Origin of the sequence: Marinobacterium sp. YM272, assembly GCF_050908845.1 — a bacterium.
GTDB lineage: Bacteria > Pseudomonadota > Gammaproteobacteria > Pseudomonadales > Balneatricaceae > Marinobacterium_D.
This window is the reverse complement of sequence record NZ_CP194171.1, coordinates 2691399-2716347: the sequence shown is the minus strand read 5'-3', so window position 1 is coordinate 2716347 and position 24949 is coordinate 2691399. Positions and strand designations below refer to the sequence as shown.

The following is a 24949-nucleotide window of genomic DNA, read 5'->3' as shown; positions in this document are numbered from 1 at the left end:
GGCTCTGCTCTGTGTTGTTTAACGTCATGCCGGTAAAACGGCTAAAAATAAAAACTGCCGATTAGGAATGCAAAAACCTGACCAAAAGGTTAGTTTTTATTTAAGTTGACTAAATGGTCAGTTTTGGCACTTTCCCTGCTTAGCTGACTGAACGGCCAGATTTAACGGGCGGGATTATAACGACCCCGGAAGCGAGTTTCCTCCTGACATCGGACAGGATCGCCGTACATCGGGATCCTTGATTTAAACTATAATGTAAACAGTAGCTTAGACTGGAATCTGAATTTGGAAAGTTGATTTCCTCAATAGAGTGGAGCGGTGCTTGGGATGATCCAATTTCTACTGAATGATCAGTTGGTCAGTCTTGAAGATTGCGCCCCTGATGTTAGCGTTCTGGAGTATCTGCGCACCGGCATGGGGCAACGCGGCACCAAAGAGGGCTGCGCTTCGGGCGACTGTGGTGCCTGTACGCTGGTGGTTGCCGAACCGGCTCATGAGGGGCTGAGGTACACGAGCCTTAACAGTTGCATCACCTTCGTGGCAACGCTGCACGGCAAACAGTTGCTTACCGTGGAGCACCTGCAGAGCAGCGGTGCGCTGCATCCGGTTCAGCAGGCGATGGTCGACCTGCACGGATCCCAGTGTGGTTTCTGTACGCCCGGTTTTATCATGTCGATGTTCGCCCTCTATAAAAGTTGTGACACACCGTCTCGGACGGATGTGGAGCGAGCCCTGGCGGGCAACCTGTGCCGCTGTACCGGCTACCGTCCGATTATCGATGCCGCGTTGAGCCTGGCGGGCAAGGGGGCAAAGGATCAGTTTTCCGCGTCCGAGGATCAGATTCGGGAGCGGCTTATGCAGATCCTTCGGGATTCCCCGACCGCCTCGCTGACTCAGGGAAACCGGCGTTTCTATATACCCTCATGCAGTGATGAGCTCGCCTCGCTGCTACAGGCCTATCCCCAGGCCCGGCTGTTGGCCGGTGGCACTGACCTGGCGCTGGATGTCACTCAGCAGCTGCAGCAGCCGGAGGTGCTGATCTACACCGGCCGGGTCGCAGAGATGAACGAAATAATGCAAACGGATACCGCCCTGCTGATCGGTGGCGGTGTTACTTACAGCCAGGCAGAGCCGTTGCTGAAACAGCACTTCCCCGCCTTCGCACACCTGCTGGACCGGCTCGGTTCCCTGCAGATCCGCAATCAGGGCACGCTCGGTGGCAATGTTGCCAACGCCTCGCCTATCGGTGATACACCGCCAGTGCTGCTGGCGCTTAATGCACAGATTCATGTGCGCAGCGGTAACCACTGTGAAGCGGTCGCCATCGATGATTTCTTTACCGGTTACCGACAGACGGCGCTGCCCGAGTTGGGTTTTATCGAGCAGATCGAGATCCCACTGATTCCTGAGCGCCAACTCTATGTCTACAAGGTCTCCAAGCGTCTCGATGACGATATCTCCGCAGTCTGCGCGGCCTTTGGCCTGACCATCGTCGATGGCATCGTCAGCGAGGCGCGACTGGGCTTTGGTGGCATGGCAGCGACACCGGCGCGGGCGACAGAGGCTGAGAAAGCATTGGTCGGACAGCCGTTTACCGAAGCCGGTATTCAGGCGGCGCAGCAGGCGTTGGCGGACGACTTTTCACCGATCGACGATGTGCGCGCCAGCGGGCGTTACCGCTTGATGGTTGCGCAAAACCTGCTGCTGCGTGCGGTACTCGAAGACAATAATCCAACCCGGCAACCGCTCGAGGTGGTGCAGTATGCGTAATCTGAGTCCTGTTTCAGAGGCAAGGCAGTCCGCCACCAGCGGCGCCACCGGTGTGGCCCGCGCCCACGAAAGCGCGGCCAAACATGTTTCCGGTGCGGCGGTCTACGTGGACGATATAGTTGAACCCCGCGGCACACTGTATGCGGCGGTAGGCTTCAGCACTATTGCGCGCGGGCATATCCGCAGTCTGGATCTCAGTGGCGTGCGTGCCAGTGAGGGTGTGGTGGCGCTGCTGGAGGTCAGTGATATACCCGGCCACGTCGATATAGGCCCGGTGTTTCCAGGTGACCCGCTGTTAACAGATGAGGAGATCAAGTACGCCGGCCAGCCGATCTTCGTTGTTGCGGCCGAAACCGAGGCGCAGGCACGTCGGGCGGTGAAAAAAGCGGTGATCGATTACGAGTCCCGTGAGCCGTTGCTCGATGTGACCCGTGCGCTCAAAGAGCAGGCGTTTGTGCGTCCCTCCCATCACATGCAGCGTGGTGATGCCAAAAGCGCCATCGAAGAGGCGGCTTTGACGCTCAGTGCCGAGCAGCACCTGGGCGGACAGGAGCATTTTTACCTGGAGGGACAGGCGGCACTGGCGGTGCCCGCCGAGGATGGCGGCATGCTGGTCTATAGCTCGACCCAGCACCCCAGCGAGGTACAGAAACTGGTGGCGGAAGTGCTGGATGTGCCGGCCAACCGGATCACCGTGGATATGCGCCGTATGGGTGGCGGCTTTGGCGGCAAGGAAACCCAGGGCGCCCCCTGGGCCTGCATGGCGGCATTGCTAGCGAGCAAGAGCGGAAAGGCCGTAAAGCTGCGCCTGCCGCGCTGCGACGATATGCCGATGACCGGCAAACGCCATCCGTTTTACAACCGTTACGAGATCGGCTTCGATCTTCAGGGGCGTTTACTGGGGGCCAAAATCGCCGTGACCGGTAACTGTGGCCATTCGCCCGACCTGTCCGACGCCATCGTCGATCGGGCCATGTTCCATGCCGATAACGCGTATTTCATTCCCCATGTCAGTATCGATGGCCATCGCTGCATGACCAATACGGTGTCCCATACTGCGTATCGTGGCTTCGGTGGCCCACAGGGGATGATGATTATCGAGCGCGCCATGGATGATATCGCCCGCACCGTGGGCCGCGATCCTCTGGATGTGCGCAAGATCAACCTATACGGCGGTAACGGGCGCGATCTGACCCCCTATCATCAGCAGGTGGAACACAACCTGCTGCCGGAGCTGATCGAGCGGCTGGAGGAGAGCAGCGATTATCGCAGCCGGCGTCGGGAGATTGCCGACTGGAACGCCAGCAGTCAGGTACTCAAGCGCGGCCTGGCGTTAACGCCGGTGAAGTTCGGCATCTCCTTCACCCTGCAGCATCTGAATCAGGCAGGCGCCCTGGTGCACATCTATACCGATGGCAGCATCCAGGTGAATCACGGCGGTACCGAGATGGGACAGGGGCTGCATACCAAGGTGGTGCAGATCGTTGCCGAGGCGCTGTCGGTCAGTGTCGATGAGATCCAGATCACCGCTACCCGCACCGACAAGGTACCCAACACCTCGCCGACGGCGGCCTCGAGCGGTACCGATCTGAACGGCCAGGCGGCGCGCAATGCTGCACTGGAGCTGAAAAAGCGCATCAGTGAATGTATCGCCGAACATAAGGGTTCAAGCCTGGACGCTGTTCGCTTCGAGTCCGGCCGGGTGCACTGGGATGCCGGCCAGGGCAAAGAGGAGAGCATGAGTTTCCCGGAAGCCGCACAGTTTGCCTACATCAATCGGGTCTCGTTATCGGCCACCGGTTATTACAGCACTCCGAAGATCTGGTACGACCGGGAGCAGGCGAAAGGGCGACCCTTCTTCTACTTCGCCAACGGCGCCGCGGTGTCCGAAGTGCTGATCGATACCCTGACCGGCGAGTATCGCGTTCTGGCCGTGGATATCCTTCATGATGTGGGTCGCAGCCTTAATCCGGCGGTGGACCTGGGCCAGATCGAAGGCGGCTTTATCCAGGGGATGGGCTGGCTGACCACGGAGGAGCTGAAGTGGAACGCCGAAGGGCAGCTGGCCAGTAACAGCCCGGCCAACTACAAGATCCCCGCCATCAGCGATACACCCCCGCGCTTCAAGGTGTCCCTGTTTGAGCGCGATAACGATGAAGAGACGGTATATCACTCCAAAGCAGTGGGCGAACCCCCCTTTATGCTGGCGATCTCGGTCTGGTCCGCGCTGCGCGATGCGATCGCCAGTCTGGCGGAGTATCGTGTCAGCCCGGATCTGGATACGCCGGCTACACCCGAGCGGGTGCTGGAGGCGGTGATGGCGACCCGGGAAGCGGCGCGCAGGGCCGGAGGCCAGTCGTGAACACCTGGGGCGAGGCGCTCGCCGAACTTCAGTGCCGGGGTGAAGCCTATGTGATGGTCACGTTGATCGGTACCCGTGGCTCCACACCGAGAGAGTCTGGCAGCAAGATGCTGGTTACCGCCGAGCAGAGCTACGACACCATCGGCGGTGGTCATCTAGAGTTCAAGGCGATCCAGCAGGCGCGGCAGTTGCTGCTGCAACCTGCCGATACCCAATCGCTGCAGCAGTATCCCCTGGGGGCAAGCCTGGGCCAGTGTTGCGGCGGCCAGGTCTCGGTGCTGTTTGAATACTTTGCACCTCGCGGTAGGGAGTTGCTGGTGTTTGGCGCAGGGCATGTGGCCAGGGCGCTGATTCCAGTGCTTGGCGGTCTGCCCCTGCGGGTGCGCTGGATCGATAACCGGGACGGGATGTTTCCTGACCAGGTACCGGCCAATGTCACCACCTGCCTGACCGATGATCCGGTGGCGGAAATTGCAACCGCGAGTCCCGGCGCCTATATCCTGGTCCTGACCCATAACCACCAGCTCGATTTTGAGCTTACCGAAGCGGTGCTGAAACGCAGGGATAGCGGCTATCTAGGCGTGATCGGCTCCCTGACCAAGGCGCGGCGCTTCCGGCAGCGGCTGGAGCACCGCGGTTACGACTCATCCCGGATCGAGCAGATGATCTGCCCGGTGGGTCTTGCCGACGTGGGCGGCAAACGCCCGATGGAGGTTGCTGTTTCGATAGCGGCCCAGCTGATCAGCTTTTACCAGGCCGATATGCCGGAAAAACCGGTCAACAGCGGTATCGACTGGCGCACGCTTAAACAGGTGTTCACTGAAGGGATAGATGGCGAGGGTGCTGAACACCACGACAGAGAAACAGATCATGAAGCTTGAATCTTTTAATCAGCTCGCGCCTGCAGAGTGTGAGAATAGCCTGCGCCAGTGCTGTGTCGCCACCCGTTGGGTTGAGCGGATGTGCGCTGCGCGCCCGTTTGCGGATGTCGAGGCGTTGTACCAGTGCGCCGATGAGATCTGGTCGCAGCTTTCGATGCCGGATTACCTGGAGGCCTTTGAGGGGCATCCGAAGATCGGTGATGTCAGCTCCCTGAAAGAGAAATATGCCAGTACCAAGCAGCTGGCGGCGGGTGAACAGTCCGGCGCTGCAGTGGCCAGTGATGAGGTGCTGCAGGCGTTGGCCGATGGCAATAGCGAGTACGAAAAGCGCTTCGGCTTTATCTTTATTGTCTGCGCCACCGGCAAAACCGCAGCAGAGATGCTGGCGCTGCTCCAAGCACGTCTGAATAACGACCTGACCGATGAGCTTGCAATTGCGGCAGGTGAGCAGGCGAAGATCACCCGCCTGCGCCTGGAAAAAATGTTAGCGGAGCAGGAGTGAACATGAGTCAGATCACCACCCATATTCTCGATACCGCCAGGGGTTGTCCCGCGGAAGGCGTCTCACTGGCGCTGGCCGTGATGAAGGGCGACAGCTGGGAAACCCTGGCTGAGGGAGTCACCGATCACGACGGCCGTGTGGCGGACCTTCTGCCAGACATGGAAGATCTGGCGGCAGGCCGTTATCGGATGCGCTTTGAGCTGGAGCCCTATTTTGTCGCCCAGGGCGGGGCGATGTTTTACCCGCGTGCCGATATCGAATTCATGGTGAGCGCCGCAGGCGAGCACTACCATATACCGCTGCTGTTGAGTCCTTTTGGTTACTCGACCTATCGCGGAAGTTAATAGAAACAAAGAGATAGAAATGATACTTAAACCAGAACCACTAACTGCAGAAGCGTTCGCACCCTACGGTGACCTGATTCAGACCGGCGCTGATCCGATGATCATCAACTACGGTCACACCGAGCGCCACCACGACCTGGCCAACCTGGACCTGAGCGAAAAAGAGGGCAAGGCGATCGTCAGTATCTTCCGCTCGAACCCGCTGCCGTTGCCGTTGCACCTCAAGATCATGGAGCGCCATCCGCTGTCGTCCCAGGCGTTTATCCCGATGGGGAGCGAGCCTTACCTGGTCGTGGTGGCACCGGCGGGGGAGTTTGACGCCAGCAAGCTCAAGGCGTTTATCGCGCGACCTGATCAGGGGGTGAACTACGCGCGGGGCACCTGGCATCACTTCTGCCTGGCGCTGAATAGCCGTAGCGATTTTATCGTTATCGACCGCGGTGGCGAGGGTCCCAACTGTGACGAGGCGGAACTGCCGGAGCAGGTGGAAATCGACCTGTCCGCCATGGCGGAGATCCTTGCCGGATGAGCCAGCAGCAGAAAGCGATCCGGGGCGCGATTCTCGATTTTATCGATGATCCGGCCCTTCGTGCTGATCAAGCCTGGCGCTATATCGAGGACGGTATTCTCTGGCTGGAGAACGGCCGGGTTAAAAAAACCGGCAGCTATGATGAGCTGTTTGCCGAGCTGCCTGAGTCGATCGAGCTGCATGAGTACACGCATCACCTGATTCTGCCCGGGTTTATCGATACACATATTCATTACCCGCAGACGGAGATGATCGCTGCCTACGGAGAACGTCTGCTGGAGTGGCTGGAAACCTATACCTTTCCGGTGGAGAGCAAGTTCGGCGATGAAGACTACGGCCACGAGATCGCCGCGGTGTTTCTCGATGAGCTGCTGAAAAACGGCACCACTACAGCGCTGGTATTCGGTACCGTGCATCCGGCGTCGGTGGATGCCTTCTTCAGCGAAGCACAGCAGCGCCGCCTGCGGATGATCGCCGGCAAGGTGATGATGGACCGCAATGCGCCTGATTTTATCTGCGATGAGGCGGAGCAGAGCTACACCGACTCCAGGGCGCTGATCGAGCGTTGGCACGGCGTTGACCGCCTGCAGTACGCGGTAACGCCACGCTTTGCGCCCACCAGCAGCGATCGTCAGCTGGAGCTGGCCGGCAAGCTGCTGCAGGAATATCCCGACGTTTACATGCACACACATCTGGCGGAAAACGTCGAGGAGTGCGCCTGGGTCGCAGAGCTGTTTCCCCGGTCGAAACATTATCTCGATGTCTACGACCAGGCTGGTCTGCTGTCAGAGCGCAGCGTATTCGCCCACGGAATCCATCTCTGTGATGAGGCCTGTGACCGTCTGAGCACGACTGGCTCCGCGATCGCGCATTGCCCCACGTCGAACCTGTTCCTGGGTTCCGGTCTGTTCGAGCTGGACCGGCTCAGTGAAAAGGGCGTGCAGGTAGGCGTCGGCACGGATGTGGGCGGCGGCACCAGCTTTTCCATGTTCGAAACCCTGGCCGATGCCTACAAGGTGCAGGCGATGCGCGGCAAGAAGCTGGATCCGTTTCGTGCGCTCTACCTGGCCACGCTGGGCGGCGCCCGTGCGCTTGATCTGGAAGGTACCATTGGCAACTTTGAGCCAGGCTGCGAGGCAGACTTCATCTGCATCGATCTGCACGCCACACCCTTCCTTAAATTCCGCACCGAACGCTGCCGTTCGCTGTTTGAAACACTTTTTGTACTCAACACCCTGGGTGATGATCGGCTTATCGACACCACCTGGGTTATGGGAGAGATCGCCCACAGGAGGGAATCATAAGTGATTGACGCTCAACTCACCGCCTATCTGTATGACTGGCTGCATCTACTACTGCGTTTTCTGCATGTGGTCACGGCGATCGCCTGGATCGGTGCATCTTTCTATTTCGTCTGGCTGGATAACTCGCTGGAAGAGCCGCCCCAGTGGAAAAAAGACAAGGGCATAAAAGGGGATCTTTGGTCGATCCACGGCGGTGGCTTCTACGAGATCGCCAAGTACCAGCTGGCGCCGGAGTCGATGCCGAAGCATCTTCACTGGTTCAAGTGGGAGGCGTACTCCACCTGGATCACCGGTGCATTGCTGATGAGTCTGCTCTATTACGTGGGTGCAAGCAGCTACCTGATCGATCCTGGCAAGGCGGACCTGACCGAATGGCAGGCGATCGGTATCAGCGTGGCGACACTGCTGGGTGGTTTTATCATCTACGAGGCGGCCTGCCGTTCGCCGCTGGTCAACCATGGCCTGACGTTCGGCGTGGTGATGCTGGTGATTATCACCGCCATCGCCTGGGGCCTGAGCCAGGTATTCGGTGATCGCGCAGCGTACATCCACGTTGGTGCGCTGATCGGTACCTGCATGGCGGGCAACGTCTTCTTCGGCATCATGCCGGCCCAGCGAGGCCTGGTCGATGCGGTTAAGCGCGGTGTGGCACCCGATCCCAAGCCCGCGCTGATGGCGAAACTGCGCTCGACGCACAACAACTACGCCACACTGCCGGTGCTGTTCATCATGCTCAGCAACCACTACCCGATGACCTATGGGCATGACTATGGCTGGTTGATCCTCGGTGCACTGGTGTTGATCGGTGCCTGGGCGCGTCATTTCTTCAACCTGCGTCACCAGGGCGTGGTAAAACCCTGGATCCTGATCTCCGCATTTCTGGCGTTCTGCGTACTGATCCTGGTGGTGCGTCCGGCACCGCGTGAAATACCGGAGCACAGCGGTGCAGTGATCAGTGATGCCGAAGCGGTGGCTCTGGTGCAGACCCGCTGCAGCGCCTGCCACAGTGCAACCCCCAGTGACGATGTATTTACCGTGGCACCGTCGGGGGTGATGTTTGATACCGCTGATCAGGTGAGCCGCTGGATGGATCGTATCGAAGCGCGTTCGGTGCTGACCCACGATATGCCGTTTCTTAACAAAACTGGCATGACCGATGAGGAAAGGGCGCAGCTGGGTGCCTGGATCGCGGAGCAGCGCAAGGCGAACTGAGGCCTTCAATTAAAAGCGCGGACGTTCAGTGTCGTTCCGCGCTTTTAATTTACATATCCCCGCTTATTCCCTCTCCTTTGCAACCGAGCCCTCAAGCCTGTGCTGGCATTTTTCGGCATGACGAAAGACCATGCCACTACCGGCACGTCACCAATCCATAGCCGATACCACTGCGATAGCGGTATGCTCGGCCCTGAGTGAATTCCGGCGTGTGATGAAGTATCAGGAGCCCCTATGGAATGCCCCAAGTGCGGTTATAAGCGTCAACCGCAAGACAGCCATGTGATGGAGGGCATCTGCCCGAACTGCGGCATCGCCTATCTGAAATGGAAAGCGCGTCAGGCGGATGAAAACCAGGCCCAGGAAGGGTCGGGGCTGAACGAGGAAGCGCCGGATCACTTTGTCAGTGAGCCGCTGCTGCCGGTTTGGCGGCGGTTATTGACGCGGCTGATGGCTGAGCCAGAGAAGGTGGATTCGGTCAGTTTTAGCGGTCAGGCGCTGATCTATGTGGCGTTCTTTTTCTGGGGCTGGTCATTCATTCTTGGTGGTATCGATTGGCAGGGGATCGGCGGTTCCTTTCTGCACAGCGTCAACCTGCCGTTTCACGAGTTCGGCCATGTGCTGTTCAGCCCCTTTGGCCGTTTCATGATGTTTCTCGGTGGCAGCCTGTTCCAGGTACTGATGCCGTTGGGACTGATGCTGGCCTTTATCATCCAGCGCCGCGACAACTTCGCCGCATCCATCATGCTCTGGTGGTCGGGACAGAACTTTATCGATGTATCACCCTATATCGCCGATGCCAGGCAGCGCTCGCTGCCACTGATCATGGGGATGGGGGAGGAGTCTCATGACTGGGGCAACCTGCTGCGCATGAGCGGCACCCTGGATAAGGCACAAAGCTATGCCCAGCAGTGGTTCACTATCGGCGTGATACTGATGCTGTTGAGTTTCTGCTGGGGCGGCTGGTTGCTGTACCGTCAATTCAGGCGCTTGCAGGAGTAGGTGAAGGACCGTCCTGCGCTATTGGCACCCGATCACGCCGAGGCGCCTCTGGCGTGTTAATGCGCCATAGTTTTCAGATCATTACTACAATACCAGTACAGCGTCGTTACTCAATATGTACAGAGTATTAAGTGGAAAAGACTCACCAGGTTTATGATTAATTATTAATAATAAATGGGTGGTTGGCATGAAATACGGTCGTGAGGTTTTATTTTATACAGTTATCATTATTTTTATATTGACCGCGGCAGTAACTATTCTGGGCGTTACCAATGTTATTACGATTAAAAGTAATTACCTTGACGTTCTGTTTACGGCATTAATAATCGAGCTGGTTGGCGCTGTTATCGGTCTTTTTAAGGCGACTGATTGGTTCGGAAAAGAAGAGAATAATTTATCGTTCAGAGAGATAGAAGGTTGTTGGTGGCAATTGATCAGGTATCAAAAAACGAATGCGATCAGCTTTGTTCGAATCATCTGTTCGGAGGATCTGCAGCAGCTATACATTACAGGGGACTCGTACAGTGCGGAGGGCAAGCGGCATGCGTACTGGTACAGTGTAGCGGCCTCCTTCCATCCTGAGACCAATGAGCTTTGGTATGTTTGGAGAGGTGATCACGAAAGTGAGCCCGACGATTTCTCTGGCGTCGGTAAATTTCACTTCAATCATGAAAAAAATAATATGGAGCTTAAAAAAGGAACTGGATGGTTTACCTCGGGTGATATTATTAATGCGGATGTTAAAGAAAAACAGAAGGTGGTTATTAAAAGGTTGGATGAAAAAGATATAAAAACCATGCTATCCAAAAATGAAAATGCTAAAGCTGAACTTGCATTTCAGATATATTCGAAATGGAACGAAGGTTAGGTGCTTCGGCAAGCACAAGATTTAATGACGGGGACTGTATACTGACCTGCCGATTAGCCTTCCAATAATTGCTCCGGGCTTTTGCTGTCCGGGTGTTAATTCTTCTGTGACTACTAATGTGTAATCTCCGTTGCTGAGTATCACGCGGACTCTTCAACCAGTGCAATCAGGTTGGCGAGCGGCGGTGAATCATTGTCAGTACGCCAGGCCAAACCCAGTGGCATTTCACACTCGTCCAGCTCTGCCAGGCGTATGAAGCGAACGCCTGGAATCAGCGTTGTGTTGGCTGATGCCGGCACGATAGTGATACCTAATCCGGCCGCTACCATGCTAAGCCCGACGATATTGTCGGCCCCGTACTGCATCACCCGCGGAGTGAAGTTGTAGCGATTAAAATGCGCCGTCAGGCGGTCGAAGTAACCTGGGGAGACGCTGCGAGTGCCCCAGACGAAAGGTTCATTGGACAGATCGGTCAGGCAGGTTGGCGGTGTCGTTGCAAGATGCGAGGCTTCTGGCACCGCCAGAATCAAACTATCGACGTGTAGTAGCGTGGTCGATATCCCGGTGGGTGTTTCATCACCCAGATAGAGGATACCGGCATCGAGTGTTGCCTTCTGTAGTCGATCCATCTGTGGACCGGAAAGCAGGGGGAACACTTCGAAGGCCACGCCTTCATAGCGCTCGCGGTATTCGCCGAGCAGCTGCGCGACCAGCGGAACCCAGAGATGGGTTACCGTGATCCCGAGGCTCAGCTTGCCGCTTCGGCCGTTGCCGATGGCGGATAGTCGGGCCATTACCTGCTCACGCCGCTCCAGCAACTCCTGGGCATCCTCATATAGCGCCCGCCCCGTGATGGTGAGCTGCATCCCCTGGGCATGGCGAGTGAATAGCTGCGTTCCAAGCGAATCCTCCAGCAGCTTGATCTGCCGGGTCAGCGCCGGTTGGGCAACATGTACCCGGCGACTGGCGCCGGTAACCGAGCCCTCTTCGACGACTGCGATGAAGTACTGAAGTTGTCTAAATTCCATGGCAATATCAAAACGGTATGGAGTGAATACTTATTATATATTTCTATGATGGCCAAGGATACTTCATAGTGAATTGCATTACTTAGTAACCGGTTTCAAAGAAGACCGGACAGGTAATACAAATTACTTAGTAACCGGTCTCAAAGAAGACTGGACAGGTAAATACAAAATAATCGGTTTCCCCTCGAACCACTGAGCATTGACGAAAACAACATACCACTGCGGTCTGTATAGATCTGCTAGTTGTCTGTGTCTCGCATTGTTATTTGCAAGTCTCGCAGTGTGTGAACGAGGAGCTTAACCGTGAGCAAGACCTACCATACTTTGGTTGGTTTGCATTTCGTAATTTGCACCCTGGCAATGATCTGGCCGGGTGCGCTGATTGCAAACCGTATCGAACCTACCGTACTTGGAATTCCGTTCTTCATGGCGTGGTACATCCTCTGGATGTGTCTGCTGTTTGTCGGCACCTTTGTCGCCTATAACGTGCGTCACGGAGGTAACCGCGATGAGTAATTCGGTTATCGTCACCGGTATCACCCTGGCGTATATGGCAATTATGCTCTGGATCGGTCTGCGGGCCCGTTCGCAGAACGGCTCAAGCCTCGAAAGCTATGCGGCCGGTGGACGTCACGTCGGCGTTATTGTCCTGTTCTTTATTCTCGGTGCCGAGATCTTTTCTGCCTTCGCCTTCCTTGGCGCTCCTGGTTGGGTCTATAAAAACGGCGCACCGGCGTTCTACATCCTTGCCTACCTGTCTCTGGTGCCGATCATGATCTGGTTGGTGGGTCCTCGCGCCCGTGAACTCGGTAGCAAGCGTGGCTATCTGACCCATGGCGATATGCTGTCTGACCATTACTCGAGCAAGCCTCTGGGCATTTTTGCAGGCCTGGTCGGCGTAGCGGCTTCAGTACCTTACCTGACGATTCAGATTGCCGGCGCAGGCATGCTGTTTGAAGCGGCTACTGATGGCTTGGTGCCGTTCTGGCTGGGTGCGCTGATCGCGCTGGTAGTGACCACGGTTTATGTCTTCTGCAGCGGCCTGAGTGGTATCGGCTGGACCAACCTGGTGCAGGGTGTGATGATGATTGCCATCGCCTGGTTCCTGGGCGTTGCCATTCCCGATCGCATCTACGGCGGTGTTGGCGAAATGTTCACCCAGATTCAGCAGCAGGCGCCGGAATACCTGACGATGCCGGGCGCCAATGGCATGGGCTGGGGCTTCTTTACGACCGCTATTCTGATCAGCTGCTTTGGTGGCTGGGTATGGCCTCACACCTTCTCGAAGTTTTTCACCGCCGACAGTGGTCGTTCGCTGCGCCGCGTCAGTGCGATCTACCCGCTGTACGCGACTCTGCTTATCCCGCTGATGTTTATTGGTTTCGCCGGCATCCTGGTGTTTGCCGACACGCCGCTGGAGCGCGCGGATACCGTGCTGCTGAAACTGGTTATTGATGTAGCTGAATTCTCTCCCTGGGTGATTGGTCTGATGCTCTCCGGTGCATTGGCGGCGGCGATGTCGACCGGTGCCAACCTGGCCCATACCGCGGGTGTGGTGCTGGTGCGTGACGTGTTTGGTCACACCGTTATGCGTAACAGTAGCGACAAGAGCGCGGTGAAGGTGACTCGCTGGAGCGTTGTTGTCCTGTCAGCCATCGCCTATGCGGTCGCTATCCTCAACCCGTCCTCTCTGGTACTGCTGCTGCTGGGCGCCTTCGGCCTGATTGCACAGCTGGTGCCGATGACTCTGGGCGCGCTCTTCTTCCCGGGCCTCAAGCGTAACAGCGCTATGGCCGGTGCAGCCGTGGGCAGTGTCGTGTTCCTGGCGTTCCAGTTTGCCATCGATTCTCCGCTTGGCTGGCATCCGGGCGTCTGGGGTCTGTTGAGCAACATCGTGATCCTGACCCTGTTCCAGCTCGTTGCTTCGAAAAGCACTGAAGCTGACGCAGCTGACTTTGCTGACGCATCTATCCAGGAATCAGGGGCTCAGTCCTAATCGGTAGCGCACTCGACTCATAGATTTTAGATCCGTGTGATCCGGCGGAGACGCCGGATCCGGGTCAGCCACATTATTTAAACGGAGTTTTAATGAACACTCTCAACATTGGTCTGCAGTGGAATGAACTCGACGAGCAGTTGGTAGAGGCCATTACAGGTAACGCGGATAAGGTCTGGGAATACGCTGAAGTCGGCTTCGAAGAGTTTAAGAGCAGCAACACGCTTGTTGAATGGATCGAATCTGAAGGCTTCGAGATCACCGAGCGCAATATCGCCGGTATCGATACATCCTGGGTCGCCAGCTTCGGTTCCGGCAGCCCGGTGATCGGTATCCTCACCGAGTACGATGCGCTGCCGGACCTCGGCAACGAAGCCGTACCGAGTGAGACCCCGCGCAAGGACGGTACCACTTCTGGCCATGGTTGTGGCCACAACCTGATCGGTACCGGTGCCATCGGCGGTGCCGTGGCGCTGAAGCGTCGTATGGAGAAGGCCGGTATCACCGGGACCCTGCGGGTCTACGGTTGCCCGGCAGAAGAGCTGCTCGCCGGCAAGAACTACATGGCGAAAGCCGGCGTGTTCGACGATCTGGATGCCTGTCTGCATTGGCACCCAATGAACATGAACACCACGTTCAACATTGCCACCGTCGCCTCTGCGGACCTGAAAGTCGAGTGGCACGGCAAAAATGCCCACGCTGGCGGCGCGCCCTGGGAAGGACGCAGCGCATTGCACGCCAGCGAGCTCTTCACTCACGGCATCAACACCATGCGCGAGCACATCGTGCCGGAAGCACGCATGCACTACTACGTTGAGAATGGCGGCAGTGCGGTCAACGTGATTCCGGACAAATCCAGCATCGTGTTCCGCTATCGCGGCCCCAATGCGGCAGACGTACAGAAGAATCTTGACTGGATCCGGGATATCGCCAAAGGCGCTGCACTGATGACCCAGACCAAGGTCGATATTACCGAAATGGCTGCCTGTTACGACGTGCTGCCGAACCAGGTGCTGTCCGATCGCGTGTACTCCCATCTTGAACAGTTCCAGGTACCGGAGTGGACCGAAGAAGAGCAGGCCTTCGCCCGTAACCTGCAGCGTGAAGCGGGCTATCCGGAAGATGGCATGGCCACCGATATGACTGCGGATTTCCGTGGTGCCAGCATGGGCGGTTCAACCGATGTGGGCGATATCAGCTACATCACCCCAACCATGGGTGTTTTGGTGGCTGCCTGGCCGCTGCACGTGCAGCCGCACCACTGGGGCGCCACCGCCTCCAACGGTATGAGCCTTGGCCACAAGGCTGCGGTCAAAGCGGCTCAGGTACTGGCGGCCACCGGTCTCGACCTGTTGACCGATCCGGACCTGCTGGAAGCAGCCACTGAAGAGTTCAAGCAGCGCACCGGCGGCAAGCCCTATAAGAGCATGTGCACTGCAGAGGCTCACCCGATCATTCGTCAGCGCCACGCGCAGGCGGGCGACGGCTCCTGCGGCTGCATTGCCGATATCCTCGGCAAAGGCTAAACGGGTCGGGTTCGGCGCGCCTGCCCTGGGGCGCCGAATTCAATCAAGACCTGTCGGGTAGCGGCCACTGCGAACAGAATAAAATACGGGTAGCTGGAAAGAGGGCGGTATTAAACAGCCTTCTATTTCATCAGTAATAACCCCGTATTAAATGTAGAAGCATGTTTTTACATAGACCGAACTTTTGTTTGCGGCTGGCCTGCGCCTGAACGTTAGTTAAATCTCGAAACATTGAAATACTTAAAAAAATATATTCGGGATCGATGTTCTTTAGTGCCCCTCATTAATTTAATTACTGAAGTTGAAGGTTAATTAAACATGAAGTTTCGAGTACGATCGTCGTTGCCTGTATTACTGCCGCTGATCTTTTCAGGTACGGTGGCAGCCGCGCCATTAGGTAGTATCGTGCAGGATTCAGCTGGTGCCGTGGTGGACAGCTTGGTCACTGACAGTACATTCAAACTCCGCTACAGCCAGTTTTACTGGAAAGAATCCGGGGAAACCGGGTATGCGGGCAGCGCCCGCGATGAATGGGTCCAGGCACTGCGTGCTGATTACAGTTCTGGCTATCTTTTTGATTTTATCGGTTTCGATTACAGCTTCGGTATGGCCGACGACCTGTATATCGGCGATAACATCAGCAACACCAGTAACCTGAAGTACGACCCCACGGACCCCAACAATCCGGATAGCTTTGCCGGCACCACCCAGGCTTTCCTGAAAGCCAAGCTGGGTGACGAAAAAGTGGGTCTGAACATGAGCTTGGGTCAGAAACAGCGCTACCGCATGCTCTTGCAGGATTCCCAGTCGCGCATCTTGCCCTCCAGCACCCTAGGTTACGACCTGGATGCTCATGTCGGGTCGCTGAAGTTCTACTACACCGAAATCGATAAGCAGAGCCCCCGTGATGATGACTACTGGGGCCGTGATCTGACCAACTTCTATGGCCAGAAAATCGACTCGGTGCGGACTTACGGTGCCAGTTACAGCTTTGACAATGGCCTCAGCCTCTCGGCGGCGGAAGCCATAGCAGATGACTACCTCAAACGACAGGCCGTCAAAGCTGAGTACAAAATGCCGGTGGCTGAAGGCAGCCTCAAATTTGAGGTGGTGGGCGCCCGAGACCAGGATGACGGCGATCTGTTTGAATATGCCGGTATAAACGGCTTTCTGCCTGAAACCGACGACCATGACGCGCGTTACTGGGAAGCCGGTATCACATACTCGCGCGATGGTTACTACGTCGGCCTGCAGCACTCGAAGACCACTGGTGCCGACTTTACCCGTCCGCTGTTCAGCCGTGATTACGGTGCCACCTTCAGGGCAACAGACCTGTTCTACGGTTTCTCACTCGAGGATGAGGCGATGTGGAAACTCAAGGCCGGTACTAATTTTGCGCGCTGGGGCCTGCCCGGTATGCGCTGGGATATGCACCTGGCCTACTCCGATGGTGCTGCTGGGTTCGACGGTTTCCGTCGCTACGAAGCCCAGAGCGTCCTGCAGTACCGCTTCAGTGGCAAGCTCGACGGCCTCAATGTGGCCTGGTTGAGTGTGACCCACGATACCGAGGGTACCCCCGATGGTGTGAACCGCACCTTCAGCGGATACAACATCACCAAGCATGATGCGAACCGTATCTACGTTAACTACGACATAAAATTCTAAAAGGTATCGGGCTTCCGAAGGATTATTTACACGGTGCAAACGCATCTAGTTAAAGCTTTCACGCTATTTAAAAAGTCTTGGATCTAACGCCGTTAGCGTGCAGAAGTCGACCAAATTTGAAAATTTTAATGAAGAGAAAACCATGAAAAAAACGATTTTGTCTTGCCTGTTTGCAGCAACCGCCATCTGCTCAATTCCGTCGCACGCGGAAACTACCCTGCGAGCCTTCATTCCAATCATCGACACTCGCCCGGAAGCAAAGCTTGTCGAGGAAGAGTTTGTCGATAAGGTATCAGAGCTCTCCAATGGCGAGTTAAAAGTACAGACTTATTACGCCGGAGGTCTCGGTTTTGAGGTTAGAGACCTGCTGCGACACATGAGAAAGGGTACCGTTGATATAGGCATGATTGTGGGCGTTTATTATTCACGTGATGCTGAAGAGCTATCCTTGTTGCTCGCGGACGGCGGCATCACCGACGCAACGCATCTACCCGAATTCTATCCGCTTTATATGGATCGGTATGAGCGCTCTCTGGAACGCTGGCGCGTGAAGCCTGTCGGGGTGATGGAGGGACTCGTTTTTGATCACTCAATCTTCTGTAAAGAACCGGTAACTTCGCTGGAACAGCTTAAAACCAAGAAACTACGTACCTGGACTAAACATCAGCTAGAAACCTTCAAGTCTCTTGGTGTATCCGCTCAGATGATTCCTCAGGAAGAACTATATGTGTCGCTACAGACAGGCGTAGTCGACTGCGCTGTGTATCTTGGCGAAGTTTCTACGCTGATGGGAATACATGAAGTTGCACCTTACGAGACTTACTTCCTCCCATTTATTGGCGCTCCTTCAGCCCTTGGTATCAGCGATAAGGCATGGAAAAAACTAACTGAAGAGCAGCAAAAAATTATTCTGGAAGCCGCCCAAAATCTGCAAGCGAAATCGCATGAAAAGGGGATGGAGTTTAATAATAATCGACCAGTGGCTCGTGGAGCCCGTACGGAAAAGGGAATCCAAATTACTGAAGGTTTTTCTGATGCAGACCTGGCGACACTGACCAAGGCCTTCCGTGAAAACTGGAAAACAATGGCTCATGAGGTCGGCCCTGAGTCAGAGGAGATAGTGGATTACGTCCTGGAAAAAAATTATTAATTGCAGATTAGGAGAACCTTGCGATGAAAACCGCATTAAAATGGCTGGATAGGCTCTTCTATTTACAGGTATCACTGGGGGCCTTTCTCGCCTTCGGCATGGGTATATTAGTGTTTCTCTCAGCGCTAATGCGTTACGTGGTAGGTTCTCCTTTGGACTTCAGCGATGAGTTGGTGGCACTGATGTTTGTGTCATCAGCCTTCCTGAGTCTGCCCTACGCGACACGCATGGGTCTGAACATCAAGCTAGATCTGGTCACCAAACGGCTTACCGGCAGTACCGCGAATATAACGGGCGTGATAGCAGGCATTGCCGCCGTCATAATCCTGATGATTTTTTCGGTCACTGCTATTGAAGAGGTGATGTTTGCCTTAGAACTCGGCGAGAAAACAGACGTGGCCGGGATTCCCGTTTTCCCATTTAAAGCCCTGGTACTGTTCAGTATCTTTTCGACCTCTTTAGCCATGCTGATGGTCGTGGTGGCAGGCCCACTGGAAAACGCAAATGCTGTACATGGAGAGGGTATAGAATGATTTGGCTCCTGATAATTTTAGTCATGGGGATTTTAGCCCTGGGTGGTGTACCCCTGGGGCTGGCACTGGCTGCGACCGGACTGGTGCTTGACGAATTCTTTGTCGGTGGCGGTGGCAACATGTCACTGGCATTTGAAGGCGTCTGGAACACCTTCAACAATATTACGTTCAGTTCAGTAGTACTGTTTGTATTAGTGGGTGATCTCTTCTTTGCCAGTGGGTTAAGTAAGAAAAGCTACGGCGCACTGAGCCCGCTTTTTCAGCGCGTCACTGGACAGCTACTCCACACCAATGTCGTTGTCTGCATGATGTTTGGTGCAGTCAGTGGCACCAGTTCTGCTACGGCGGCTGCTGTCGGTGCTGCGGCTTATCCTGAGCTGGAGCGTCGCGGCTATAAACCTGGAACAATCGTTGGATCACTGGCAGCGTCTGGGACGCTGGGGCTGTTAATACCACCGAGTCTGGCATTAATCCTTTTCGGTGCGATGACCGATAACTCGATTGGCCGACTGTTCCTGGCGGGAATTATTCCAGGCATATTATTGGGCCTGGGTTTTATGTCACTGATCGTGTTTAAAGCGATAACAACCCCCGCAATTGTACCTGATAAAACCGAGCCACCTTGCTGGAGTGAAACCTTTCGTTCTCTGTCGGACCTCTGGCCACTACTTGTTTTGATGCTTGGCGTACTCGGCCCACTATACAGTGGTCTGGCGACACCAACCGAATCCGCGGCTGTTGGTTTTATGGTTGCGCTCGTCATTGGCTCCATTGCGGGTGAGCTCACCTGGAAAAATATTGGCCCTATGTTAGTGAGCACCATGATCAAGTTTGGTGCGATCGGTCTGGTCGTTGTCGGTGCCATTATTCTAAAAAATGCCGTCGCCGTTATGGGCATGCCACGTGAATTGATAGATATGGCCGGCCAAAGTGGTCTGGGACCTTACGCGATATTTGCCCTCATCGTCTTAGCCTTTGTTATATTGGGTTGTCTGTTTGATGGAATCTCGCTGTTACTCCTGACTGTGCCTTTCATCGCACCGATGCTAATCGGACAGGGTTTCGACCCTATCTGGCTGGGTGTCATGGTAACGATCCTCATTGAGATAGGGATGATTACGCCACCGGTGGGACCTAACCTTTTCATTCTTTCGACTATTTCAGGCAACCGTGTTTCTGTTGCAGAAGCAGCGAAGGAAACACTTCCCTATTGGCTGCTACTTCTCGTGGGTATAGCGCTCTTAACGCTTTTCCCAGGCGTTGTTACCTGGCTACCGGATCTGGTTTACGGGTAGTACCTCATGCGAACCGTATCTACGTTAACTACGACATAAACTTCTAAGGAATTTTTATGAAGTCGCTCCATATTACCCAACAGGGGAGTGAGCTGGGCGACGCGTTTGTTAACGAGTAAGGGGCTCGTCCAGGGAAGCTATGAACAGGTTCATAGCTTCCCTGGTAAAAAATCTGTAGTGGCCGGCAATATTAATACACCGACTGAGCCTCAAGCGGATTCTTCAACCAGCGCAATAAGGTTGGCGAGCGGCGGTGAATCATTGTCTGTACGCCAAGCCAAACCCAGTGGCATTTCACACTCGTCCAGCTCTGCCAGGCGTATGAAGCGAACGCCTGGAATCAGCGTTGTGTTGGCTGATGCCGGCACGATGGCGATACCTAATCCGGCGGCTACCATGCTAAGCGCGACGATATTATCGGCGCCGTACTGCGTTACACGTGGAGTGAAATTGTAGCGGCTAAAATGGCCCAACAGGCGGTCGAAGTAGCCTGGGGAAGCGCTGCGAACGCCCCATACGAACGGCTCACCGGATAGATCGGCAAGTCGGGCTGGCGGTTTTGTTGCAAGCGGCGATGCTTCCGGCACCGCCAGTATCAAACTATCAACGTGCATTAGCTTGGTCGATATCCCGGTGGGTATTTCATCACCCAGATAGAGGATGCCGGCATCGAGTTTGGCCTGCTGCAATCTTTCCATCTGCGGCCCTGAAAGCAGGGGAAACACCTCAAACGCCACACCTTCATAGCGCTCGCGGTATTCGCCGAGCAGCTGCGCGACCAGGGGGACCCAGAGATGGGTTACCGTGATCCCGAGGCTCAGCTTGCCGCTTCGGCCGTTGCCGATGGCGGATAGTCGGGCGATTACCTGCTCACGCCGCTCCAGTAGCTCCTGGGCATCCTCATATAGCGCCCGCCCCGTGATGGTAAGTTGCATCCCCTGGGCATGGCGAGTGAATAGCTGCGTTCCAAGCGAATCCTCCAGCAGCTTTATCTGCCGGGTCAGCGCGGGTTGGGCAACATGTACCCGGCGACTGGCGCCGGTAACCGAACCCTCTTCGACGACTGCGATGAAGTACTGAAGTTGTCTAAATTCCATGGCAATACCGGAATGATATGGAATGAATACTTATTATATATTTCTATGATGGCCAAGGGTACTGCATAGTGAATTGCATTACTTAGTAATCGGTTTCAAAGAAGACCGGACAGGTAATTACAAAATAATCGGTTTCCCCTCGAACCAACGAAATCGACAAAAACAACAAAAATAATCCACTGCGGACTGCAGGGATCGGCGCTTTGTCTCGGCCTTGCATCGCTATAAGCAAGTTTCGCAGTTCGTGAATGAGGAGCTTAACCATGAGCAAGACCTACCATGCTTTGGTTGGTTTGCATTTCGTAATTTGCACCCTGGCAATGATCTGGCCGGGCGCGCTGATTGCAAACCGTATCGAACCTACCGTACTTGGAATTCCGTTCTTCATGGCATGGTACATCCTCTGGATGTGTCTGCTGTTTGCCGGCACCTTTGTCGCCTATAACGTGCGTCACGGAGGTAACCGCGATGAGTAATTCGGTTATCGTCACCGGTATCACCCTGGCGTATATGGCAATCATGCTCTGGATTGGGCTGCGGGCCCGTTCGCAGAACGGCTCAAGTCTCGAAAGCTATGCGGCCGGTGGACGTCACGTCGGCGTTATAGTTCTGTTCTTTATTCTCGGTGCCGAGATCTTTTCTGCCTTCGCCTTCCTTGGCGCTCCCGGTTGGGTCTATAAAAACGGCGCGCCGGCCTTCTACATTCTTGCCTACCTGACACTAGTTCCAATCATGCTCTGGCTGGTGGGTCCTCGCGTCCGTGAACTTGGCAGCAAGCGCGGTTACCTGACCCACGGCGATATGCTCTCAGACCACTACTCCAGCAAGCCTTTGGGTATTTTTGCGGGTGTAGTCGGTGTGGCAGCATCAGTGCCTTACCTGACTATTCAGATTGCGGGCGCAGGCCTGCTGTTTGAAGCGGCTACTGATGGCCTGGTGCCGTTCTGGCTTGGTGCGCTGATTGCGCTGGTTGTGACCACTGTTTATGTCTTCTGCAGCGGTCTGAATGGTATCGGTTGGACCAACCTGGTGCAGGGTGTGATGATGATTGCCATCGCCTGGTTCCTGGGCGTTGCCATTCCGAATAACATCTACGGCGGCGTCGGCGAAATGTTCAGCCAGATTCAGCAGCAGGCGCCGGAGTACCTGACGATGCCGGGCGCCAATGGCATGGGCTGGGGCTTCTTTACGACCGCTATCCTGATCAGCTGTTTCGGTGGCTGGACCTGGCCGCATATGTTTACCAAGCTCTACACCGCCGACAGCGGCAAATCTCTGCGTCGGGTCAGCGCTATGTATCCGCTGTATGCCACTCTGCTGGTACCGCTGATGTTTATCGGTTTCGCCGGCATCCTGGTGTTTGCCGATACGCCGCTGGATCGTGCCGATACCGTGCTGCTGAAGCTGGTTATGGATGTTGCGGAATTCTCTCCCTGGATCATCGGCCTGATGCTCTCCGGTGCATTGGCGGCAGCCATGTCGACCGGTGCCAACCTGGCCCATACCGCGGGTGTGGTGCTGGTACGTGATGTGTTTGGCGCCACCTTTATGCGTAACAGCAGCGACCAGGCAGCGGTTAAGGTCACACGCTGGAGCGTTGTCGGAATATCTGTACTTGCCTATGTGGTTGCTCTGTTGAATCCCTCGTCGCTGGTGCTGCTGCTTCTGGGTGCTTTTGGTCTGATCGCACAGTTGGTGCCGATGACACTGGGCGCGCTCTTCTTCCCGAGCATCAAGCGTAATAGTGCGATGGCCGGCGCTGCCGTGGGTAGTGTTGTGTTCCTGGTGTTCCAGTTTGCCATCGATTCTCCGCTTGGCTGGCATCCGGGCGTATGGGGTCTGTTGAGCAATATTGTGATCCTGTCCCTGTTCCAGCTCGTTGCTTCGAAAAGCACTGAAGATGACGCAGCTGAATTGGCTGACACCTCTATCCAGAAATCAGGGGCTCAGTCCTAATCGGCAGAGCACTCGACTCATAGATTTTAGATCCGTGTAATCCGGCGGCGACGCCGGATCCGGGTCAAACAAATTTTGTAAACGGAGCGTTAATGAACACTCTCAACATTGGTCTGCAGTGGAATGAGCTTGACGAGCAGTTGGTAAAGGCCATTACCGGTAACGCCGATAAGGTCTGGGAATACGCTGAAGTCGGTTTCGAAGAGTTTAAGAGCAGCAACACGCTTGTTGAATGGATCGAATCCGAAGGCTTCGAGATCACCGAGCGCAATATCGCCGGTATCGATACGTCCTGGGTCGCCAGCTTTGGTTCCGGTAGCCCGGTGATCGGTATCCTCACCGAGTACGATGCGCTGCCTGACCTCGGCAACGAAGCAGTACCGAGCCAAACTCCGCGCAAGGACGGTACCACTTCTGGCCATGGTTGTGGCCACAACCTGATCGGTACCGGTGCCATCGGCGGTGCCGTGGCGTTGAAGCGTCGTATGGAGAAGGCCGGTATCACCGGGACCCTGCGGGTCTACGGTTGCCCGGCAGAAGAGCTGCTTGCTGGCAAGAACTACATGGCCAAGGCTGGCGTGTTTGACGATCTGGATGCCTGTCTGCACTGGCACCCAATGAACTTTAACACCACGTTTAACATCGCCACCGTTGCCTCGGCGGACCTGCGTTTTGAGTGGCAGGGTAAAAACGCCCACGCCGGCGCTGCCCCCTGGGAAGGACGTAGCGCACTGCACGCAACGGAGCTCTTCACTCACGGTATCAACACCATGCGTGAGCACATCGTGCCGGAAGCACGCATGCACTACTACGTCGAGAATGGCGGCAGCGCCGTCAACGTGATTCCGGACACTTCCAGCGTTGTCTTCCGCTACCGTGGTCCCAACGCTGCTGACGTTAAGAAAAACCTGGAGTGGATCCGGGACATCGCCCAGGGCGCTGCTCTGATGACCCAGACCAAGGTCGATATTACCGAAATGGCTGCCTGTTACGACGTGTTGCCGAACCAGGTGCTGTCTGATCGTGTGTATGCCCACCTCGAAAACTTCCAGGTGCCGGAGTGGACCGAAGAAGAGCAGGCCTTCGCCCGTAACCTGCAGCGTGAAGCGGGCTACCCGGAAGATGGCATGGCGACCGATATGGCTGCTGATTTTCGGGGCGTCAGCATGGGTGGTTCAACCGATGTGGGCGATATCAGCTACATCACCCCAACCATGGGTGTTGTGGTTGCCGCCTGGCCGCTGCACGTGCAGCCGCACCACTGGGGCGCCACCGCCTCCAACGGCACGACCCTGGGCCACAAGGCCGCGGTCAAGGCAGCGCAGGTACTGGCGGCCACTGGCCTTGACCTTCTGACCGACACAGAGCTGCTTGAAAAGGCCACCGCCGAGTTCAAGGAGCGCACCGGAGGTAAGCCCTACGAGACTATGTGCACAGCGGAAGCCCATCCGGTGATCCTCGAGCGTTACGCCCAGGCCGATGACGGCGCCTGTGGCTGTATCGCTCATGGCTTCGAGAAAGCGTAAACCGGTCTGGTTCGGCGCTCCTGCCCTGGAGCGCCGATGCCAATCAAGACCTGTCGGGTAACGACCGCTGTGAGCAAAGTAAAATACGGGTTGCTGGAAAGAGGGCGGTATTAAACAGCCTTCTGTGTCACAGCTGATAACCCCGTATTAAATGTAGAAACCGTTTTTACATAGACCGAACTTTTGTTTGCGGCTGGCCTGCGCCTGAACGTTAGTTAAATCCCGAAACCTGGAAATATTTAAAACAATTATATTCGGGATTAATGATTTTTTAGTGCCCCTCATTAATTTAATTACTGAAGATTAGGGTTAATTAAACATGAAGTTTCGTTTATCGTCCTCGTTGCCTGTATTACTACCGTTGATCTTTTCAGGCTCTGTAGCAGCAGCTCCTCTGGGCAGC

At 55.6% G+C, this 24949-nt stretch carries 22 protein-coding genes; 20 read left to right on the top strand and 2 right to left on the bottom strand.

The window, feature by feature from the left end:
* Positions 1 to 327: 327 nt before the first annotated feature.
* From xdhA to ACQUQP_RS11975, 10 genes are all read left to right on the top strand, one after another.
* Entirely contained in the window at positions 328 to 1770 is a 1443-nt protein-coding gene (xdhA, locus tag ACQUQP_RS12020) for a xanthine dehydrogenase small subunit (protein WP_432695271.1), read from the top strand.
* Positions 1763 to 4132: a xanthine dehydrogenase molybdopterin binding subunit gene (gene xdhB, locus ACQUQP_RS12015; RefSeq protein ID WP_432695270.1), complete on the top strand. Its 2370-nt coding sequence runs from the start codon at positions 1763 to 1765 to the stop codon at positions 4130 to 4132. Before xdhA ends, xdhB begins: the two co-directional genes overlap by 8 nt.
* Positions 4129 to 5013, top strand: coding sequence for a xanthine dehydrogenase accessory protein XdhC (gene xdhC / locus ACQUQP_RS12010; RefSeq protein WP_432695269.1), 885 nt, complete (start codon positions 4129 to 4131; stop codon positions 5011 to 5013). Before xdhB ends, xdhC begins: the two co-directional genes overlap by 4 nt.
* Positions 5003 to 5515, top strand: a complete 513-nt coding sequence (uraD, locus tag ACQUQP_RS12005) for a 2-oxo-4-hydroxy-4-carboxy-5-ureidoimidazoline decarboxylase (RefSeq protein WP_432695268.1) — start codon at positions 5003 to 5005, stop codon at positions 5513 to 5515. The genes xdhC and uraD overlap by 11 nt, the downstream gene beginning before the upstream one ends.
* 2 nt (positions 5516 to 5517) lie before the next feature.
* Positions 5518 to 5859 (top strand): hydroxyisourate hydrolase, encoded by a 342-nt coding sequence (uraH, locus tag ACQUQP_RS12000; protein WP_432695267.1) that lies wholly within the window; start codon positions 5518 to 5520, stop codon positions 5857 to 5859.
* Between the two features lie 19 nt (positions 5860 to 5878).
* Complete coding sequence (locus ACQUQP_RS11995; RefSeq protein WP_432695266.1) at positions 5879 to 6388, top strand: ureidoglycolate lyase; 510 nt, start codon at positions 5879 to 5881, stop codon at positions 6386 to 6388.
* Positions 6385 to 7692, top strand: coding sequence for a guanine deaminase (guaD, locus tag ACQUQP_RS11990; RefSeq protein WP_432695265.1), 1308 nt, complete (start codon positions 6385 to 6387; stop codon positions 7690 to 7692). The genes ACQUQP_RS11995 and guaD overlap by 4 nt, the downstream gene beginning before the upstream one ends.
* On the top strand, positions 7693 to 8904 hold the full coding sequence (locus tag ACQUQP_RS11985; RefSeq protein WP_432695264.1) for a urate hydroxylase PuuD: 1212 nt from the start codon (positions 7693 to 7695) through the stop codon (positions 8902 to 8904). It begins immediately after the preceding gene.
* Positions 8905 to 9138: 234 nt separating this feature from the next.
* The gene (locus tag ACQUQP_RS11980) at positions 9139 to 9906 is read left to right on the top strand and encodes a hypothetical protein (protein WP_432695263.1); all 768 of its coding nucleotides are present in this window, start codon (positions 9139 to 9141) and stop codon (positions 9904 to 9906) included.
* A 187-nt stretch (positions 9907 to 10093) separates the two neighbouring features.
* Positions 10094 to 10774 (top strand): hypothetical protein, encoded by a 681-nt coding sequence (locus ACQUQP_RS11975; RefSeq protein WP_432695262.1) that lies wholly within the window; start codon positions 10094 to 10096, stop codon positions 10772 to 10774.
* Positions 10775 to 10914: 140 nt separating this feature from the next.
* Here the strand turns inward: ACQUQP_RS11975 and ACQUQP_RS11970 are convergent, their stop codons facing one another.
* Positions 10915 to 11802 carry a LysR family transcriptional regulator gene (locus ACQUQP_RS11970; RefSeq protein WP_432695261.1) on the bottom strand — a complete coding sequence of 296 codons (888 nt, stop codon included), beginning with the start codon at positions 11800 to 11802 and terminating at the stop codon, positions 10915 to 10917.
* A gap of 303 nt (positions 11803 to 12105) precedes the next feature.
* Here ACQUQP_RS11970 and ACQUQP_RS11965 point away from each other — a divergent pair, with 303 nt between their 5' ends.
* The 7 genes from ACQUQP_RS11965 (at position 12106) to ACQUQP_RS11935 (ending at position 19967) form a co-directional block, all read left to right on the top strand.
* A complete protein-coding gene (locus tag ACQUQP_RS11965) occupies positions 12106 to 12318 on the top strand; it encodes a DUF3311 domain-containing protein (protein WP_432695260.1) in 213 nt (70 codons plus the stop codon).
* Positions 12311 to 13798: a sodium:solute symporter family protein gene (locus tag ACQUQP_RS11960; protein ID WP_432695259.1), complete on the top strand. Its 1488-nt coding sequence runs from the start codon at positions 12311 to 12313 to the stop codon at positions 13796 to 13798. Before ACQUQP_RS11965 ends, ACQUQP_RS11960 begins: the two co-directional genes overlap by 8 nt.
* Positions 13799 to 13890: 92 nt before the next feature.
* Complete coding sequence (locus tag ACQUQP_RS11955) at positions 13891 to 15324, top strand: amidohydrolase (protein WP_432695258.1); 1434 nt, start codon at positions 13891 to 13893, stop codon at positions 15322 to 15324.
* A gap of 405 nt (positions 15325 to 15729) precedes the next feature.
* Entirely contained in the window at positions 15730 to 16989 is a 1260-nt protein-coding gene (locus ACQUQP_RS11950) for an OprD family outer membrane porin (protein ID WP_432695257.1), read from the top strand.
* A 142-nt stretch (positions 16990 to 17131) separates the two neighbouring features.
* Entirely contained in the window at positions 17132 to 18139 is a 1008-nt protein-coding gene (gene dctP / locus ACQUQP_RS11945; RefSeq protein WP_432695256.1) for a TRAP transporter substrate-binding protein DctP, read from the top strand.
* A gap of 23 nt (positions 18140 to 18162) precedes the next feature.
* Entirely contained in the window at positions 18163 to 18672 is a 510-nt protein-coding gene (locus ACQUQP_RS11940) for a TRAP transporter small permease (protein WP_432695255.1), read from the top strand.
* On the top strand, positions 18669 to 19967 hold the full coding sequence (locus ACQUQP_RS11935; protein ID WP_432695254.1) for a TRAP transporter large permease: 1299 nt from the start codon (positions 18669 to 18671) through the stop codon (positions 19965 to 19967). Before ACQUQP_RS11940 ends, ACQUQP_RS11935 begins: the two co-directional genes overlap by 4 nt.
* A 209-nt stretch (positions 19968 to 20176) precedes the next feature.
* Here ACQUQP_RS11935 and ACQUQP_RS11930 read toward each other — a convergent pair whose 3' ends face one another.
* Entirely contained in the window at positions 20177 to 21064 is an 888-nt protein-coding gene (locus ACQUQP_RS11930; protein ID WP_432695253.1) for a LysR family transcriptional regulator, read from the bottom strand.
* Between the two features lie 263 nt (positions 21065 to 21327).
* Here ACQUQP_RS11930 and ACQUQP_RS11925 point away from each other — a divergent pair, with 263 nt between their 5' ends.
* The 3 genes from ACQUQP_RS11925 to ACQUQP_RS11915 all read left to right on the top strand — a co-directional run bounded on the left by ACQUQP_RS11925 (position 21328) and on the right by ACQUQP_RS11915 (position 24546).
* Positions 21328 to 21540 carry a DUF3311 domain-containing protein gene (locus tag ACQUQP_RS11925; protein WP_432695252.1) on the top strand — a complete coding sequence of 71 codons (213 nt, stop codon included), beginning with the start codon at positions 21328 to 21330 and terminating at the stop codon, positions 21538 to 21540.
* The gene (locus tag ACQUQP_RS11920) at positions 21533 to 23020 is read left to right on the top strand and encodes a sodium:solute symporter family protein (protein ID WP_432695251.1); all 1488 of its coding nucleotides are present in this window, start codon (positions 21533 to 21535) and stop codon (positions 23018 to 23020) included. Before ACQUQP_RS11925 ends, ACQUQP_RS11920 begins: the two co-directional genes overlap by 8 nt.
* Before the next feature lie 92 nt (positions 23021 to 23112).
* Positions 23113 to 24546, top strand: coding sequence for an amidohydrolase (locus ACQUQP_RS11915; RefSeq protein WP_432695250.1), 1434 nt, complete (start codon positions 23113 to 23115; stop codon positions 24544 to 24546).
* Positions 24547 to 24949 lie beyond the last annotated feature (403 nt).